At 32.1% G+C, this 15501-nt stretch carries 15 protein-coding genes; 10 read left to right on the plus strand and 5 right to left on the minus strand.

The window, feature by feature from the left end; genetic code table 11:
- The first annotated feature begins 86 nt into the window (after positions 1-86).
- From ACXIHB_RS10660 to ACXIHB_RS10670, 3 genes are read left to right on the plus strand one after another with little or no spacing between them, the layout of a single operon-like run.
- Positions 87-617, plus strand: coding sequence for an RNA polymerase sigma factor (locus ACXIHB_RS10660; protein WP_047788096.1), 531 nt, complete (start codon positions 87-89; stop codon positions 615-617).
- Between the two features lie 9 nt (positions 618-626).
- The gene (locus ACXIHB_RS10665) at positions 627-1046 is read left to right on the plus strand and encodes a hypothetical protein (RefSeq protein WP_073182380.1); all 420 of its coding nucleotides are present in this window, start codon (positions 627-629) and stop codon (positions 1044-1046) included.
- A gap of 13 nt (positions 1047-1059) precedes the next feature.
- Complete coding sequence (locus tag ACXIHB_RS10670) at positions 1060-1278, plus strand: hypothetical protein (RefSeq protein ID WP_047788095.1); 219 nt, start codon at positions 1060-1062, stop codon at positions 1276-1278.
- A 42-nt stretch (positions 1279-1320) separates the two neighbouring features.
- On the opposite strand, the gene rimK is transcribed toward ACXIHB_RS10670, so the two are convergent.
- The 4 genes from rimK to ACXIHB_RS10690 form a co-directional block, all read right to left on the minus strand.
- Complete coding sequence (gene rimK, locus ACXIHB_RS10675) at positions 1321-2193, minus strand: 30S ribosomal protein S6--L-glutamate ligase (RefSeq protein WP_047788094.1); 873 nt, start codon at positions 2191-2193, stop codon at positions 1321-1323.
- 3 nt (positions 2194-2196) lie between these two features.
- A complete protein-coding gene (locus ACXIHB_RS10680; protein ID WP_047788093.1) occupies positions 2197-2610 on the minus strand; it encodes an ATP-dependent zinc protease family protein in 414 nt (137 codons plus the stop codon).
- 129 nt (positions 2611-2739) lie between these two features.
- Positions 2740-4842 carry a M13 family metallopeptidase gene (locus ACXIHB_RS10685; RefSeq protein ID WP_159488739.1) on the minus strand — a complete coding sequence of 701 codons (2103 nt, stop codon included), beginning with the start codon at positions 4840-4842 and terminating at the stop codon, positions 2740-2742.
- A gap of 110 nt (positions 4843-4952) precedes the next feature.
- A complete protein-coding gene (locus ACXIHB_RS10690) occupies positions 4953-7112 on the minus strand; it encodes a prolyl oligopeptidase family serine peptidase (protein ID WP_073182376.1) in 2160 nt (719 codons plus the stop codon).
- 141 nt (positions 7113-7253) lie between these two features.
- Here ACXIHB_RS10690 and trxA point away from each other — a divergent pair, with 141 nt between their 5' ends.
- The 5 genes from trxA (at position 7254) to ACXIHB_RS10715 (ending at position 13557) form a co-directional block, all read left to right on the plus strand.
- Positions 7254-7613: a thioredoxin gene (gene trxA / locus ACXIHB_RS10695; RefSeq protein WP_462098223.1), complete on the plus strand. Its 360-nt coding sequence runs from the start codon at positions 7254-7256 to the stop codon at positions 7611-7613.
- A gap of 304 nt (positions 7614-7917) precedes the next feature.
- The gene (locus ACXIHB_RS10700) at positions 7918-8889 is read left to right on the plus strand and encodes a ribonucleotide-diphosphate reductase subunit beta (RefSeq protein WP_047788089.1); all 972 of its coding nucleotides are present in this window, start codon (positions 7918-7920) and stop codon (positions 8887-8889) included.
- 174 nt (positions 8890-9063) lie between these two features.
- Positions 9064-11451: a ribonucleoside-diphosphate reductase subunit alpha gene (locus tag ACXIHB_RS10705; RefSeq protein ID WP_173361113.1), complete on the plus strand. Its 2388-nt coding sequence runs from the start codon at positions 9064-9066 to the stop codon at positions 11449-11451.
- A gap of 68 nt (positions 11452-11519) precedes the next feature.
- Positions 11520-12182: an SMI1/KNR4 family protein gene (locus ACXIHB_RS10710; protein ID WP_173361112.1), complete on the plus strand. Its 663-nt coding sequence runs from the start codon at positions 11520-11522 to the stop codon at positions 12180-12182.
- Positions 12183-12219: 37 nt separating this feature from the next.
- Positions 12220-13557 carry a deoxyguanosinetriphosphate triphosphohydrolase gene (locus tag ACXIHB_RS10715; protein ID WP_073182733.1) on the plus strand — a complete coding sequence of 446 codons (1338 nt, stop codon included), beginning with the start codon at positions 12220-12222 and terminating at the stop codon, positions 13555-13557.
- Between the two features lie 52 nt (positions 13558-13609).
- Here ACXIHB_RS10715 and ACXIHB_RS10720 read toward each other — a convergent pair whose 3' ends face one another.
- Positions 13610-14182: a DUF3109 family protein gene (locus tag ACXIHB_RS10720; RefSeq protein ID WP_047788085.1), complete on the minus strand. Its 573-nt coding sequence runs from the start codon at positions 14180-14182 to the stop codon at positions 13610-13612.
- 110 nt (positions 14183-14292) lie between these two features.
- Here ACXIHB_RS10720 and ACXIHB_RS10725 point away from each other — a divergent pair, with 110 nt between their 5' ends.
- Both ACXIHB_RS10725 and ACXIHB_RS10730 read left to right on the plus strand, forming a co-directional pair.
- A complete protein-coding gene (locus ACXIHB_RS10725) occupies positions 14293-14874 on the plus strand; it encodes a MarC family protein (protein WP_047788084.1) in 582 nt (193 codons plus the stop codon).
- A 2-nt stretch (positions 14875-14876) separates the two neighbouring features.
- On the plus strand, positions 14877-15491 hold the full coding sequence (locus tag ACXIHB_RS10730) for an FAD-dependent oxidoreductase (protein WP_159610635.1): 615 nt from the start codon (positions 14877-14879) through the stop codon (positions 15489-15491).
- Positions 15492-15501 lie beyond the last annotated feature (10 nt).

Raw genomic sequence — 15501 nt, forward strand, 5'->3', positions numbered from 1 at the left:
AATGGTATGAAGAGTTTTTTAAAAAAAATGCAATAGAAAATAAAAAGTACGTCTTTATAATTGAGGAGCTCAAAGAAAGCCTATAAATGAACCAAGAAACGGAAAATAAAAAGAAATTAAAAGCCTTTTTTGATAAAGAATATGGTGCCCTTAAGTCTTATGTTGGAACTAAAATTAAACAAAGTATTCATCAAGATGCAGAAGATATTATTCAAGAAGTTGCTTTAAAATTGTTTTCTGGAGTTAATGGAAATTCACCTATAAACAATGTAGCTAGCTTTGTTTACAGGTCTCTAAAAAATAAAATCATTGATAATTTAAGAAGAAAGAAATACGAAGCTTCAGCTTCAGATATTGATGAAATAAAACTGATTGAATTTACAGAGGTTTTATATGGTACTCCTGATAATACGTACTCTGAAGTAATGAAAAAGGAACTAGAATTAAGAATAATGAACCTTAAACCTGTATATAAAGAAATAATTATAGCTATTGATTTTGAAGGGTACACATACAATGAACTATCGGAGGAACTTAAAGTACCTGTTGGAACATTAATGTCAAGAAGACATCGAGCATTAGGAATATTACTTAGAAAAATTGAAAACAAAAAATAAAAATAAAAGATGGAAAATTTGTTTAAAGAAAGAAGAGATGGAGAATCTCCAGGAATATTTGTAGGAAGAATAATATTCGGAATAATTGCAGTTTTAATGCTTGCAATACTTTTTGGATATGCAATTATGTGGCTTTGGAATAACCTTATGCCAGATATTTTTGGATTACCAGTTATTAACTACTGGCAAGCAGTAGGGTTATTTATTTTAGCTAAAATTTTATTTTCTTCTAGTGAATGTGGAGGAAAACATAAATCAAAGAAATATTCTAACAAAAGAAGAAAACACAAGTTCAAATCACATTATGAAAAGAACTGTAAAGGAAAGTTTTCAGAATGGGAACATTATGATAGGTTTTGGAAAGAAGAAGGCAGTGAAGCTTATCAAAAATATGTAGACAAATTAAATAAAGAAACGGAACAAGAATAAAAACCATTGAGTTATGAAACTATTTATCTATGGAACCGATATTGACACAAAGAAAAAAGAAGATTCTATACGTCAGTTATTTAATAAAGATAATAATATAATTAATATATCTATTGATCTTGAAGATGTTGATAATGTTTTAAGAATAGAGGCAACTGATATTATAACAGAAGCTGACATTATAAATAAAGTAAAAGAAAAAGGATTTAACTGTATGGAATTAGCAGATTAAATATTAAATCAAAACCGACATTAAATAATGTCGGTTTTGATTTTAAGCACTTCTTTCTACGTAACGTATAATACTTTTTGCTATATCTTTTCCAGTGGCTTTTTCAATGCCCTCTAAACCAGGAGAAGAATTAACTTCTAAAATCAAAGGACCTCTATCAGACTGTAACATGTCTACACCGGCGATACCTAATTTCATTGCTTTTACAGCTTTTAAAGCAGCATTTTCTTCTTCATCAGTTAATTCTATAATTTCTGAAGTTCCTCCCCTATGTAGGTTGGATCTAAATTCACCTTCTTTTCCTTGACGCTTCATAGCTCCAACAACAACACCATCTACCACAAAAACACGAATATCAGCACCTTTAGCTTCTTTAATATATTCTTGAACTATTACACGAGCTTGCAAACCATTAAAAGCTTCTATAACAGATTCTGCGGCTTTTTTGGTTTCTGCTAACACAACACCTAAGCCTTGCGTTCCTTCTAAAAGTTTAACAATTAAAGGAGCTCCACCTACTTTTTTTATAATTTCTGAAGTGTCTTTTGAATAATTGGTGAAAACCGTTTTTGGAAGCCCTAAATTTGCTCTTGAAAGTACTTGTAAACTACTTAGTTTATCTCTAGAGCGTACCAAAGCTTGAGACTCTACAGCAGAAAATACTTTCATCATTTCGAATTGACGTACAACTGCGGTACCATAAAAAGTAACTGAAGCACCAATACGAGGAATAATAGCGTCAACATCGGTTACAAGCTCATGGTTGTATACTATCGCAGGCTTTCTTTTTTCGATAATAAGATCACATTTGGTATGGTCTAATACGACCATTTCATGTCCTCTTTTTTCGCCTGCTTCTACTAAGCGTTTGGTTGAATATAATTTAGGGTTTCTAGAAAGAACAACAATTTTCATTTTTTATATTTCTTTTGATGTGATGTTTTTTTGTGAAACGTCCACAATAAATTTTTTGTTTAAAAATTTTCTACCAATTAATACTGGATAATTCATTTTACCTCTATCTGATAGTGATAGTTTTATTTTATATTTTTTACCATAAAAAATAGCGGAGGTAGAAACAACATATCTTTTTTGTTTCTTTCCGTTTGAACTTCTTATGCTTTTAACTTTATACTTTGTTGTTTGGAGCAGTTTATTATTATATTTTTCTGTTTTTGGGCAGAGTAATATAAACTCTAACACTCCGTCTTTTTCTTCAATATGCTTACAATGTATTGCAGAAGTATAGGCTCCTGTATCAATTTTTACAGGTAAATCTTCTATTTCCCAGTTTAAAAAGGATATTTTTTCAATCCTTCCAATTAGTCTCATTCTATTAAAAATTAAGGAGGGCGAATTACTTACTATTTTTTGGAATATACAAAACTTGTTGTTAATTTTTGGAAAACAAAAAACCAGTGTATATACACTGGTTTAAAGGTACTTATTTTTTAATTGAATTTACCAAATTCTTACACGATCTTCTGGTTTTAAGTACATTTTGTCTCCTTCTTTAACATCAAATGCTTCATAAAAAGCATCTACGTTTTTAAGAGGCATATAAGCTCTGTACATTCCAGGAGCGTGTGTATCAGTCATGATACGGTTTTTTAATGCTTCATCACGCATTTTAGTTCTCCAAATAGTTCCCCAAGAAAGAAAGAAACGTTGTTCAGGAGTAAATCCGTCAATTTTTTCTGGACGACCATTCTTTTCTAAGAAAATTTGTAATCCTTCATAAGCAGCTTGTACACCACCTAAATCACCAATATTTTCACCTAAAGTAAACTCACCATTTAAGTTCATACTATCAATTGCAACAATATCACTAAATTGCTTTATTAATTTGCTTCCTGCTTCTTTGAACTTTTCTGAATCTTCTTCTGTCCACCAGTTTTTTAAGTTTCCGTCACCGTCAAAACGAGCTCCAGAATCATCAAAACTATGTGAAATTTCGTGACCAATAACTGCTCCAATTCCTCCATAGTTTACAGCTTCATCAGCTTTGTAGTTATAGAAAGGAGGTTGTAAAATTGCTGCTGGGAATACGATTTCGTTGTTTACAGGATTAAAATAAGCGTTAACAGTTTGAGGAGACATTCCCCACTCAGTTCTATCTACTTCTTTACCTAACTTGGCCATATCTTTTTCAAAGTTCCACTTACGAACATTAACGGCGTTGTCAAAATAAGTACCTCCCTCATCTAATCCTTTAACAAGTAAAGTTGAGTAGTCTTTCCATTTATCAGGATATGCAATTTTAACAGTTAATTTGTGTAATTTTTCTAAAGCTTTTTCTTTAGTTTCAGCACTCATCCAAGGTAATTGCGCAATACGTTTTTCAAAACCTAACATTACGTTATCAATCATTTCCTTAGCTTTTTGCTTCGCTTCTGGTGGAAATTTCTCATCTACATATAACTTACCTAAAGCTTCGCCAATAGCTCCATTTAAATTAGCTAAAGCACGTTCGTCTCTTGGACGTTGTTGTTTAGCTCCACGCATTTCTTTACTGTAGAATTCCCAGTTAGCTTTTTCTAAATCAGTAGATAATAAACCTAATGAGTTGTTAATAGCATTCCAACGTAATGATAATTTAACTGTTTCAATAGGACTATTTTTAAGTACTTCATTCATTGCTTTGAAATATCCTGGATCTGTAACAATAATCTTTTCAAGACCTTTAGAACCATCTAATCCTTCAAGATCAACACCAATTCCTTTTAAATGAGCTTCCCAATCAATTACAGGAGCCAATTCAGCTAATTCAGCAAGAGTCATTGGGTTGTAAATTTTACGTGTATCTCTACGCTCTTCTTTTGTCATTCTAGGTTCAGCTAAACTCTTTTCAAAAGCAACAATAGTTGCTGCATTCTTTTTAGCTGTAGCTTCATCATCACCAAATTCTTGTAACATTTTAGCTACAAACACCTCATATTTTTCAAGCTTGTCTTTTACCTTTTCATCTACGTAGTAATCTCTTGATAAACCAAGTCCGCCAGCTCCCATGTAACCCGCATTCATACTACTGTTCTTAAGGTCGTTAAACACTCCAAAACCATAAAAACCAGCACCCCCATAAGGAGCCATATTGGTAATGAAAGTTTGTACGTCGTTTAAGTCTTTAATTTCTTCAATTTTTTGAAGAAAAGGTTGTACAGGTGCTTTACCTGCTTTATTTCTAGCTACGGTATCCATGATGGTTTCGTAGTAGTTTACCGCTTTTTCTTGATCAGAATCTATTTCGTTTCCTTCAGCATCTTTTATTTTTGGGAAGTTACCTTCTTCAATAGCCTTGTTTAAGATAGCTAATACATCTTTGGTAGTGGTTTTTCTTAATTGATTAAATCCTCCCCAAGAAGTTTCGTCAGCAGGAATTTCAGTGTTATCAATCCAAGAACCGTTAACATATCTAAAGAAATCATCGGTAGGTTTAACCGAAGTATCCATGTTTTCTAAAACAATTGCCTGTACTTTTTCTTCAGGCTTTTTATCTGTTTTACATGCAATAACTCCTAAAGAAGCAACGGCAGTAGTAAACAGCATTTTGTGAATGGTTTTCATTTTTAATGTTTTTTGAATGAATCTTAATTTTAACAAACTACCTCGAGATTTTGTCCCGAGGTAGTAAATTTACTCTAATAAGAGTCTGTTTTTATAAAAATGTTACAGTTTTAACTTTTTATTTTCGATTTTGGAGCATTTGGTAATGTTTCAAATCCCATGTTAAATAAAGTAAATCCAAAAATATCAGCATACTGCTCAATAGTTTTTGCTACAGGAGTTCCAGCTCCATGACCCGCATTGGTTTCAATTCTAATTAATACAGGGTTGTCTCCTTGTTGTTTCTCTTGTAATTCAGCAGCAAACTTAAAACTATGAGCTGGTACTACACGATCATCATGGTCTCCTGTGGTTACCATAGTTGCAGGATATTGAGTACCTTCTTTTACATTGTGTACTGGTGAATATCCTTTTAAGTATTCAAACATTTCTTTGCTTTGTTCAGAAGTTCCGTAGTCATACGCCCAACCTGCTCCAGCTGTAAATGTGTGGTAACGTAACATATCTAACACGCCTACTGCAGGTAAAGCTACCTTCATTAAATCAGGACGTTGTGTCATCGTAGCTCCTACTAATAAACCTCCGTTTGATCCTCCTCTAATAGCTAAGTAATCAGATGAAGTATAGTTTTCTTTAATTAGGTATTCAGCAGCAGCAATAAAATCGTCAAAAACATTTTGCTTTTTTAACTGTGTACCTGCATCGTGCCATTTTTTACCATATTCACCACCACCACGTAAGTTTGGTACAGCATATACACCACCTTGTTCCATCCAAACCGCATTGGCAATACTAAAGCTAGGAGTTAAGCTTACATTGAATCCGCCATAACCATATAAAATAGTTGGATTTTTACCGTTTAACTCTAATCCTTTTTTATAGGTAATAATCATAGGAACTTTTGTTCCATCTTTTGACGTGTAGAATACTTGCTTGCTTTCATACTCATCTGCGTTGAACGAAATAGCAGGTTTCCAGTATAGTTCATAAGTTCCATCTTCTGGGTTGAACTTATATGAAGAACTAGGAGTGTTATAATTGGTAAAAGAAAAGTATAATTCTTTTGCATCAGTTTTTCCTCCAAAACCACCTGCAGAACCTACGCCTGGTAATTTTACTTCTCTGATTAATTTTCCGTCAAAATCATATTGTAATACTTTAGAAACAGCATCTACCATATATTTTGCAAAGAAGTATCCAGCTCCTGTTGATGGAGATAATACATTTTCAGTTTCAGGAATAAAATCTACCCAGTTTTCTGGAGTTGGGTTTGCAGCATCTACAGTAACAATTTTCTTATTAGGAGCATTCAAGTTGGTTACTAAGTATAACTTACTTCCTCTACTGTCTATTACACCAGTATCACTATCAAAATTGTCAATGATAGGTGTTAATTTACTATTAGGGTTTGTTAAATCTTTAATAAATAACTTGTTTCCAGAAGTTGAGGTTGAAGCAGAAATTAATAGATATTTGTTGTCTTCTGTTAAATATCCACCAACATAACGGTGTTTTTCTTCTGGAGTAGCCCCAAAAATAACTTCATCGGAACTTTGAGGAGTTCCTAACTTATGGAAGTATAATTTATGTTGATCTGTTTTAGCAGATAATTCACTTCCTTTAGGTTTGTCATAACTAGAATAGTAAAAACCTTCGTTTCCTTTCCAAGCTATTCCAGAAAATTTTACATCAACTAAAGTATCTTCTTTAATTTCTTTGGTTTCAGCATCCATTATAATAACCTTTCTCCAATCACTTCCTCCTTCAGAGATTGCATAGGCTACAGTTTTTCCGTCTTTGGTAAAGCTTACTGAACCTAACGATGTAGTTCCATCTTCAGCAAACGTATTAGGATCTAAGAAAACTTCTTCTTTACCCTCTTTATCTTTTCTGTATAGAACATATTGGTTTTGTAATCCATTGTTTTTATAAAAATAGGTGTAATCACCTTCTTTAAATGGAGTTCCTACTTTTTCATAGTTCCATAATTCAGATAAACGGTCTTTTAACTGTTTACGATATGGAATTTTGTCTAAGTAATCGAAAGTAACTTCATTTTCAGCTTTTACCCAAGCTTCAGTTTCGGTACTTCTATCGTCTTCTAACCAACGATAGTTATCAGTTACTTTAGTACCAAAATATTCATCTACAACAGGCTTTTTAGTTGTTTCTGGATAGTTCACACTAATATTTTTTTTAGATTGCTTTTCTTCTTTACAAGAAACTAAAATTGTTCCTGCACAAATAATGGGAAGAAGGATTTTTCTCATGATTAAAAAATTGGTTAATTAGACCAAAGTTAGAAGAAAAACACTCATAGTCATTTATTTTAAGATGATTTTAACAAAAACAGCTTTGTAAATCTATTGAAATAAAAACGACTACCTTTACGTAATTATAATACAATAAGCATGACTGAAAATTTAAACAAAGAAGCTTTTTTAAAAAAGGTTTTTAATTATGAAGAAAATAAAGAATGGAAGTTTGAAGGAGAATTACCTGCAATAATTGATTTTTATGCTGATTGGTGTGGACCATGTAAAGCATTAGCTCCTGTTTTGGAAGAATTAAGTGCAGAGTATGAAGGGAAAATTCATATTTATAAAATAGATACAGAAGCAGAACAAGAATTAGCTGCTGCTTTTGGAATAAGAAGTATTCCTTCTATGTTATTTTGTCCTGCTAACGATGAACCTCAAATGGCTCATGGAGCATTACCAAAAAAACAAATTGAACAAATAATAGAGGATGTTTTAAAGGTTAAAAAATAACCTAAAAAAGAAGAATACAAAGGTTTAAAAAGTGGCGCAAAAAGTGTCACTTTTTTTATGTTTAAACACAAAATAAGAAACTCAGTGAGTATCACTTGTCAAGCATTTTTTTTAATTTTAAGTATTTGATTTGTAGGTTTTTGTAAAATGTAAAAAATATTGTAAATTGAAGAAAAAAAAGTGTTTTGTTAAAAACTTCAAGGGATTTGTGAATAAGTATAGCTTTCAAAATATAGCAATTTTTCCAATCTTTGTTTCTGTACTCAGGGAATAAAAATAACACACTAAAAAGAGCTTAAAAAGCATGGCATCGATTGAACCAATTTTACAAGAAAACAAAGACAGATTTGTAATTTTTCCAATTCAACATAATGACTTATGGGAATGGTATAAAAAGCAACAAGCTTGTTTTTGGACTGCTGAAGAAATTGATTTACATTCAGACTTAACAGACTGGAACACTAAACTAACAGACGATGAGCGTTACTTTATTAAGCATGTTTTAGCATTTTTTGCTGCATCTGATGGAATTGTAAATGAAAATTTAGCAGAAAACTTTGTAAACGAAGTTCAATACTCAGAAGCAAAATTCTTTTATGGTTTCCAAATCATGATGGAAAATATTCATTCAGAAACGTATTCATTATTAATTGATACATATATAAAGGATGAAGAAGAGAAAGATAGGTTATTCAAGGCAATTGAAGTTTTTCCAGCAATTAAAAAGAAAGCAGATTGGGCTTTAAAATGGATTGAATCTGATTCGTTTGCTGAGCGTTTAATCGCTTTTGCCGCAGTTGAAGGAATTTTCTTTTCAGGTTCTTTCTGTTCAATTTTCTGGTTAAAGAAACGTGGGTTATTACCTGGGTTAACATTCTCAAACGAGTTAATTTCTCGTGATGAGGGTATGCATTGTGATTTTGCTGTACACTTACACAACAATCACTTAGTAAACAAAGTTCCAAAAGAAAGAATAAGAGATATTATTATCTCAGCTTTAGATATTGAAAGAGAATTTATAACGGAATCTTTACCTGTGAGTTTAATAGGTATGAATGCAACGTTAATGACTCAGTATTTAGAATATGTTACCGATAGACTACTTTTAGAATTCGGATGCGAAAAAGAGTATGAGTCTACCAATCCATTTGATTTCATGGAAATGATTTCTTTGGAAGGAAAAACTAACTTCTTTGAAAAAAGAGTATCAGAGTACCAAAAAGCCGGAGTAAAATCTGGAGGTACAGGAAGCATCAGCTTTGATGCAGATTTTTAGGAACCAATAAGCTGCTATTTCCCCTACATGCAGTATTACTCAGCTAGAGCAGTTTTTTCAGTGCTTTAGCGTTATAATCGTTTCAAAAGAAACAAACTAGTATTAACATTTTACATGTTGTCATAAACAACTATGTTTTGACGACGCTATTAACCAACAAAAACCAATATCAATATGTATGTAGTAAAAAGAGACGGCAGAAAAGAGCCTGTGATGTTCGATAAAATCACAGCAAGGGTTAGAAAAATGTGTTATGGATTAAACAATATAGTTGATCCAGTAAAAGTAGCAATGCGTGTTATTGAAGGACTGTATGATGGGGTAACTACTTCTGAATTAGATAACTTAGCAGCAGAAATTGCTGCGACAATGACAACTGCTCATCCTGATTATGCGAAATTAGCAGCGAGAATTGCCGTATCTAACTTACATAAGAATACCAAAAAATCGTTTTCGGAAACAATGACCGATTTGTACGAATATATCAATCCACGTACAGGAAATAAAGCTCCTTTACTAGCAGATGATGTGTACAAAATTATCATGAATAATGCCGATAAATTAGATTCAACAATTATCTACAGTCGTGATTTTAATTACGATTATTTTGGTTTTAAAACATTAGAACGTTCTTATTTATTAAAGTTAAACGGAAACATTGTTGAACGTCCACAACAAATGTTAATGCGTGTTGCGATAGGTATTCACAAAGAAGATATTGACGAGGCAATTGCTACATACGAATTGATGAGTAAAAAATATTTTACCCATGCAACACCAACATTATTTAACTCAGGTACGCCAAAACCACAAATGTCATCTTGTTTCTTGCTACAAATGCAAGACGATAGTATTGATGGAATTTATGATACTTTAAAACAGACAGCTAAAATTTCACAATCTGCAGGAGGTATAGGTTTATCTATTCACAATATCCGTGCTACGGGAAGTTATATTGCAGGTACTAACGGAACATCAAACGGAATTGTACCTATGTTACGCGTATTTAATGATACAGCACGCTATGTAGATCAAGGAGGAGGAAAACGTAAGGGGTCTTTTGCAATGTATTTAGAGCCTTGGCATGCAGATATTTTTGACTTTTTAGACCTGAAGAAAAACCACGGTAAAGAAGAAATGCGTGCGCGTGATTTATTCTATGCAATGTGGATTTCAGACTTATTCATGAAGCGTGTGCAAGAAGATGCTGACTGGACGTTAATGTGTCCACATGAGTGCCCTCATTTATACGACACTTATGGTGAAGAGTTTGAGCGTTTGTATACAAGTTATGAAGCTGCTGGGAAAGGAAGAAAAACTATTAAAGCACGTGATTTATGGGAGAAAATCTTAGAATCACAAATAGAAACAGGTACTCCGTACATGTTGTATAAAGATGCAGCAAACCGTAAGTCAAATCAAAAGAATTTAGGAACGATTCGTTCTTCAAATTTATGTACTGAGATTATGGAGTATACTGCTGAAGATGAAGTAGCAGTATGTAATTTAGCATCAATAGCAATACCAATGTTTGTTGCAGAAGATGAAAACGGAAATAAGTTCTTCGATCATCAAAAGTTATTTAAAGTAACGAAAAAAGTAATCCGTAATTTAGATACAGTAATTGATCGTAACTATTATCCTGTAAAAGAAGCAGAAAACTCTAATTTCCGTCACCGTCCAGTAGGATTAGGAATTCAAGGGTTAGCTGATGCTTTTATTATGTTACGTTTACCGTTTACTTCAGAAGAAGCGAAGAAGCTTAACCAAGAAATTTTTGAGACATTATATTTTGCAGCTGTAACCTCATCAATGGAAGTTGCTAAGGCAAAAGGAGCTTATTCTACTTTTAAAGGTTCACCAATGTCAGAAGGAGAATTCCAACACAATATGTGGGGAATTAAAGATGAAGAATTGAGTGGCCGTTGGGATTGGGAAAAATTACGTAAAAATGTCAAAAAACACGGAGTCCGTAACTCACTATTAGTAGCACCAATGCCTACAGCATCTACTTCTCAAATTTTAGGAAACAATGAAGCTTTTGAACCATATACTTCTAATATCTACACACGTAGAGTATTATCAGGAGAGTTTATCGTAGTAAATAAACATTTATTAGAAGATTTAGTAGAGTTAGGTTTATGGGATAATGATATGAAGGAAGATATTATGCGTGCCAACGGATCAATTCAACATATTGATGCTATTCCACAAAACTTAAAAGATTTATACAAAACCGTTTGGGAAATGAGTATGAAAGATATTATCGATATGGCACGTCATAGAGGATACTTTATCGATCAATCTCAATCGTTAAACTTATTTATGCAAGATCCTGATTATGCGAAGTTAACCTCAATGCACTTCTACGCATGGAAATCTGGATTAAAAACAGGAATGTATTATTTACGTACCAAATCTGCTGTAAATGCGAAGCAGTTTACATTAAATATAGAAAAGAAGGAAGAAGACAAGCCAATGAGTACAGATGAATTCAAAGCGATGGTTGAAGCTTCTAAAAATGCAGAAGGACCAGACGATTGTTTAATGTGTGGATCTTAAGCTAGAATTAAATTAAAAGTGATAAAGAGAAGTCGATAGGCTTCTCTTTTTTAGTATTTTAGAGGTCTATGGAGATAAAATATTTTATAATTCTTGGCATTTTTTCCGCCGCTGTTGCTATTTTAAGAAAGAATAACAGAATTGATTCAGATAAAATAGAAAAGAAAAAAGCTGTTAGGAGTAAAGCAAAAAGTTTGCTAGATAAATTTAGGAATTCTACTGATTACAATCATCCTATTTCTAAAAGTATAGTTAGGTTATTAGAAAACTACCATTATCATGAGAATGTTGGAAAAACATTAACTGATGAAGAAATTAAAATGATTGAAGAGAAGTTAAATCTAAAACTCCCAAAGTCATATAAACTATTTCTGAAATATTTTGGAGATGGAGGCCATTGGGTTTTTGTACAAAATATAGATAGCATCCAAAATGGAGGCTTTTATAAAGAATACGATTACAATAAAACTTTAAACGAATTTGTTTATTTAGGAGAGGAGAAGATTATGACAGAAAGTTTACTTTCTTTAATGATAGGAGACTCAAACGGAGGAGCATGGTGTTGGTTAACTCATGAAGAGAGAAAGGATAATGAATGGTCATTAGCTTATTATATGGATGGATGTTTACATTACAAGGTGAAAAATTTTACAGAATGGTTAGAAGTAGCTGCGTCGGATAGAGAGGTTATTAGAGAATATGATATAGAAGAAAAACTAGGTTTAGGGTAAAGATTTTGTATTTTCGACAAAATTTTATTTACGAATGATGAACTGGGAACAACTCCTTTCTTTAAAACGTTTTGGTGATACCCAAAAACGTGAACGTGCAAAACAAGATGAAACTCGTTTAGGTTTTGAGGTAGATTTTGATAGAATTATATTTTCATCGGCTTTTCGTAGTTTGCAAGATAAAACACAAGTAATTCCATTATCAAAAACCGATTTTGTTCATACACGTTTAACGCATAGTTTAGAAGTATCAGTTGTAGGGCGCACGTTGGGACGAAGAGTAGGTAAAGAATTACTAGAGCGCCACCCAAAATTAAAAGAACTAGGATACACTTTTAATGATTTTGGAGCGATTGTAGCCGCGGCATCAGTAATGCACGATATTGGGAATCCACCATTCGGACATTCAGGAGAGAAAGCCATTGGAGAATATTTTAAAACAGGAAAAGGACTTCAGTATAAAGACCAATTAACCGATTTAGAATATCAAGATTTAATAGATTTTGAAGGAAATGCTAATGGGTTTAAAATTCTTACAGAAAATAGAGAAGGAATTCAAGGAGGGTTACGTTTATCATATGCAACGCTAGGAGCTTTTTTAAAGTATCCTAAAGAGAGTTTACCGAAGAAGCCTACTAAGCATATAGTAGATAAGAAATATGGCTTTTTTCAATCAGAAAAAGATGCTTTTTTAGATGTTGTGCAAGATTTAGGGTTATTGAAAAAAGAATCTGAAGGAGTTTCTTATTATCGTCACCCATTAGCATACTTAGTTGAAGCAGCTGATGATATTTGTTATACAATTATCGATTTTGAAGATGGAATCAATCTAGGTTTAATTGAAGAAGATTATGCCTTAGAATATATGATTAAGTTGGTAAAAGATACGATTGATAGTAAAAAATACCATTCATTACAGCATACTAAAGATCGTGTAAGTTATTTACGTGCCTTAGCCATAGGAGTATTAATTAATGAAGCAGTAGCCATCTTTTTAGATAATGAAAAAGCTATTTTAAATGGAACCTTTGATAAAGGGTTATTAGATAAATGTAAATATGAAGCTCAGATTAATGATATTATTAAATTAAGTGTTGATAAAATTTACAGAAGTAAAGAGGTTGTTGAAAAAGAAGTTGCAGGATATAAAATCATAGCAGATCTTCTAGATGTTTTTGTAACTGCTTTAAATAATAAATTTGATGATAAACAATCTAATTATGATAAGTTAGTACTTAATCTAATTCCACAGGAATATCAACAAGATAAAGAAAGCTTATATGATAGAATTATGCAAATTTCAAGCTATGTTGCAGGTTTATCTGATGGATATGCTATTCGTTTACACAGAAAAATAATGGGAAATATTAGTTAAGTATATATACTAATAAGATAAAAAACGACGCTATTTAGCGTCGTTTTTTATCTTATTTTTTTAAATATTTTTCTGCTGTTTTTTCAAGTTCATCATACCAGTTTTGGCCAAACTTTCTAATTAAAGCTTGTTTTACAAATTTGTATACAGGAACTTGTAATTCTTTACCTAAAGAACAAGCATCGTCGCAAATTTCCCATTTGTGGTAGTTTACGGCAGCAAATTCACTATAATCCTTTACACGAACAGGATACAAATGGCAAGAAACAGGTTTTTTCCAATCTACAATACCTTGGTTATATGCTTCTTCAATGGCACATAAGGCAGTGCCTTTATCATCAAAAATAACATAAGCACAATCGGCATCATTAATTAAAGGAGTTTCCAGTTCACCAAAATCACTAGTAATCCAAGTACCTTGTTTTTCAATAGCTTCAATTCCTTCTTTTCGTAAAAAAGGTTTAATTTTTGGATATATTTCTTCTAAAATTATTGTTTCCTCTTTTTCAAGGGGTGCTCCCGCATCGCCATCTATACAACAAGCCCCTTTACATGCAGATAAGTTACAAACAAACTCTTTTTCTATAAGGTCTTCTGAAACGATGGTTTTTCCTAATTGAAACATAAAATGTCTTTAATATTGGGAAGTTTATATTAACTTCTTGTAAATTTAAATGCAAAAATACTAGATTGTAACATTACTTATATAATTTTGCACGCGAAAATATAGCAACTATGGACTTTAACTTCAAAGAAATCTTCACAGCCTTTATGGTATTATTTGCGGTAATTGATATTGTTGGAAACATTCCTATCATTATTGATTTACGTAAAAAAGTAGGACACATTCAATCAGAAAAAGCTTCTGTAATAGCAGGATTTATTATGATTTTGTTTTTATTCTTAGGACAGAGACTATTAAATTTAATAGGTATAGATGTACACTCATTTGCGGTAGCAGGTGCTTTTATCTTGTTTTTCCTAGCATTAGAAATGATATTAGGAATTACTCTTTATAAAGAAGATGATGAGGAAGCATTAAGTGCAACTGTTTTTCCTTTAGCTTTCCCATTAATAGCAGGTCCTGGTAGCTTAACAACACTACTTTCATTACGTGCGGAATTTAACCTTGAAAATATTATTGTAGCCGTTTTATTAAATGTAATTGTAATTTATATTGTGTTAAAAACGTCCAGAAAAATTGAAAAAGTAATTGGACCAAACGGAATAAAAATTATAAGAAAAATATTTGGTGTAATCTTGTTAGCTATAGCAGTTAAATTATTTGCGGCTAACTTTAAAATGTTAGTAGCTTAACTATGGTTTTTGATGTACTTATTGTTGGAGGAGGAGTATCAGGTATGCAATGCGCTTTAGTTTTAGGTTCTGCACTTACTAAAGAATATGCAAAAGGAAAAACAGTTGGAATTATAATGCATCAGCGTTCTTCTCACCTACAAGATGCTCTCTTTAATAATGTTTTAGGCTTAGCTCCAGAAACTTTAGGAAAAGATATTCTAGAAAGCGGTAGAAATCAGTTAAAAAATTTATACCCAGAAGTATCTCAAATTGAAAATGAAAAAGTGATAGCTGTTTTGGATGATGAAAATGGATATAAGATAATCACTAATAAAAATGAATATTACAGTAAAAAAGTTGTTATAGCCCTAAACTATTCAAAGCCTTTTGAAATAGCTGGTTTAGAACAATATGTAGAGCGTCATATTAGAGCAAATGCTATGAAAGATAGAATTCAGTTACGTAATTTCAACCACTTAATAAAAGAAGGGTTATATGTTTGCGGAACCTTAGCTGGGTGGAGAAGTCAGTTTGCAATTGCAGCAGGAAGTGGAGCAAGTGTAGCGACAGATATTTTAACAGTATGGAATGATAATGTACCTACCAAAGTGCATGATAAACATAAAAAAGACTAATTATTTAAGA

This window comes from Tenacibaculum sp. IMCC1, from assembly GCF_054906355.1.

Bases quoted from the DNA above. Each gene is read 5' to 3' on its own strand.
- ACXIHB_RS10725 (WP_047788084.1), top strand. From the start codon at position 14,293: ATGGACTTTAACTTCAAAGAAATCTTCACAGCCTTTATGGTATTATTT.
- ACXIHB_RS10685 (WP_159488739.1), bottom strand. From the start codon at position 4,842: ATGAAAACCATTCACAAAATGCTGTTTACTACTGCCGTTGCTTCTTTA.
- ACXIHB_RS10720 (WP_047788085.1), bottom strand. From the start codon at position 14,182: ATGTTTCAATTAGGAAAAACCATCGTTTCAGAAGACCTTATAGAAAAA.
- trxA (WP_462098223.1), top strand. From the start codon at position 7,254: ATGACTGAAAATTTAAACAAAGAAGCTTTTTTAAAAAAGGTTTTTAAT.
- ACXIHB_RS10710 (WP_173361112.1), top strand. From the start codon at position 11,520: ATGGAGATAAAATATTTTATAATTCTTGGCATTTTTTCCGCCGCTGTT.
- ACXIHB_RS10660 (WP_047788096.1), top strand. From the start codon at position 87: ATGAACCAAGAAACGGAAAATAAAAAGAAATTAAAAGCCTTTTTTGAT.
- ACXIHB_RS10730 (WP_159610635.1), top strand. From the start codon at position 14,877: ATGGTTTTTGATGTACTTATTGTTGGAGGAGGAGTATCAGGTATGCAA.
- ACXIHB_RS10700 (WP_047788089.1), top strand. From the start codon at position 7,918: ATGGCATCGATTGAACCAATTTTACAAGAAAACAAAGACAGATTTGTA.
- ACXIHB_RS10715 (WP_073182733.1), top strand. From the start codon at position 12,220: ATGAACTGGGAACAACTCCTTTCTTTAAAACGTTTTGGTGATACCCAA.
- ACXIHB_RS10690 (WP_073182376.1), bottom strand. From the start codon at position 7,112: ATGAGAAAAATCCTTCTTCCCATTATTTGTGCAGGAACAATTTTAGTT.
- ACXIHB_RS10680 (WP_047788093.1), bottom strand. From the start codon at position 2,610: ATGAGACTAATTGGAAGGATTGAAAAAATATCCTTTTTAAACTGGGAA.
- ACXIHB_RS10665 (WP_073182380.1), top strand. From the start codon at position 627: ATGGAAAATTTGTTTAAAGAAAGAAGAGATGGAGAATCTCCAGGAATA.
- ACXIHB_RS10705 (WP_173361113.1), top strand. From the start codon at position 9,064: ATGTATGTAGTAAAAAGAGACGGCAGAAAAGAGCCTGTGATGTTCGAT.
- rimK (WP_047788094.1), bottom strand. From the start codon at position 2,193: ATGAAAATTGTTGTTCTTTCTAGAAACCCTAAATTATATTCAACCAAA.
- ACXIHB_RS10670 (WP_047788095.1), top strand. From the start codon at position 1,060: ATGAAACTATTTATCTATGGAACCGATATTGACACAAAGAAAAAAGAA.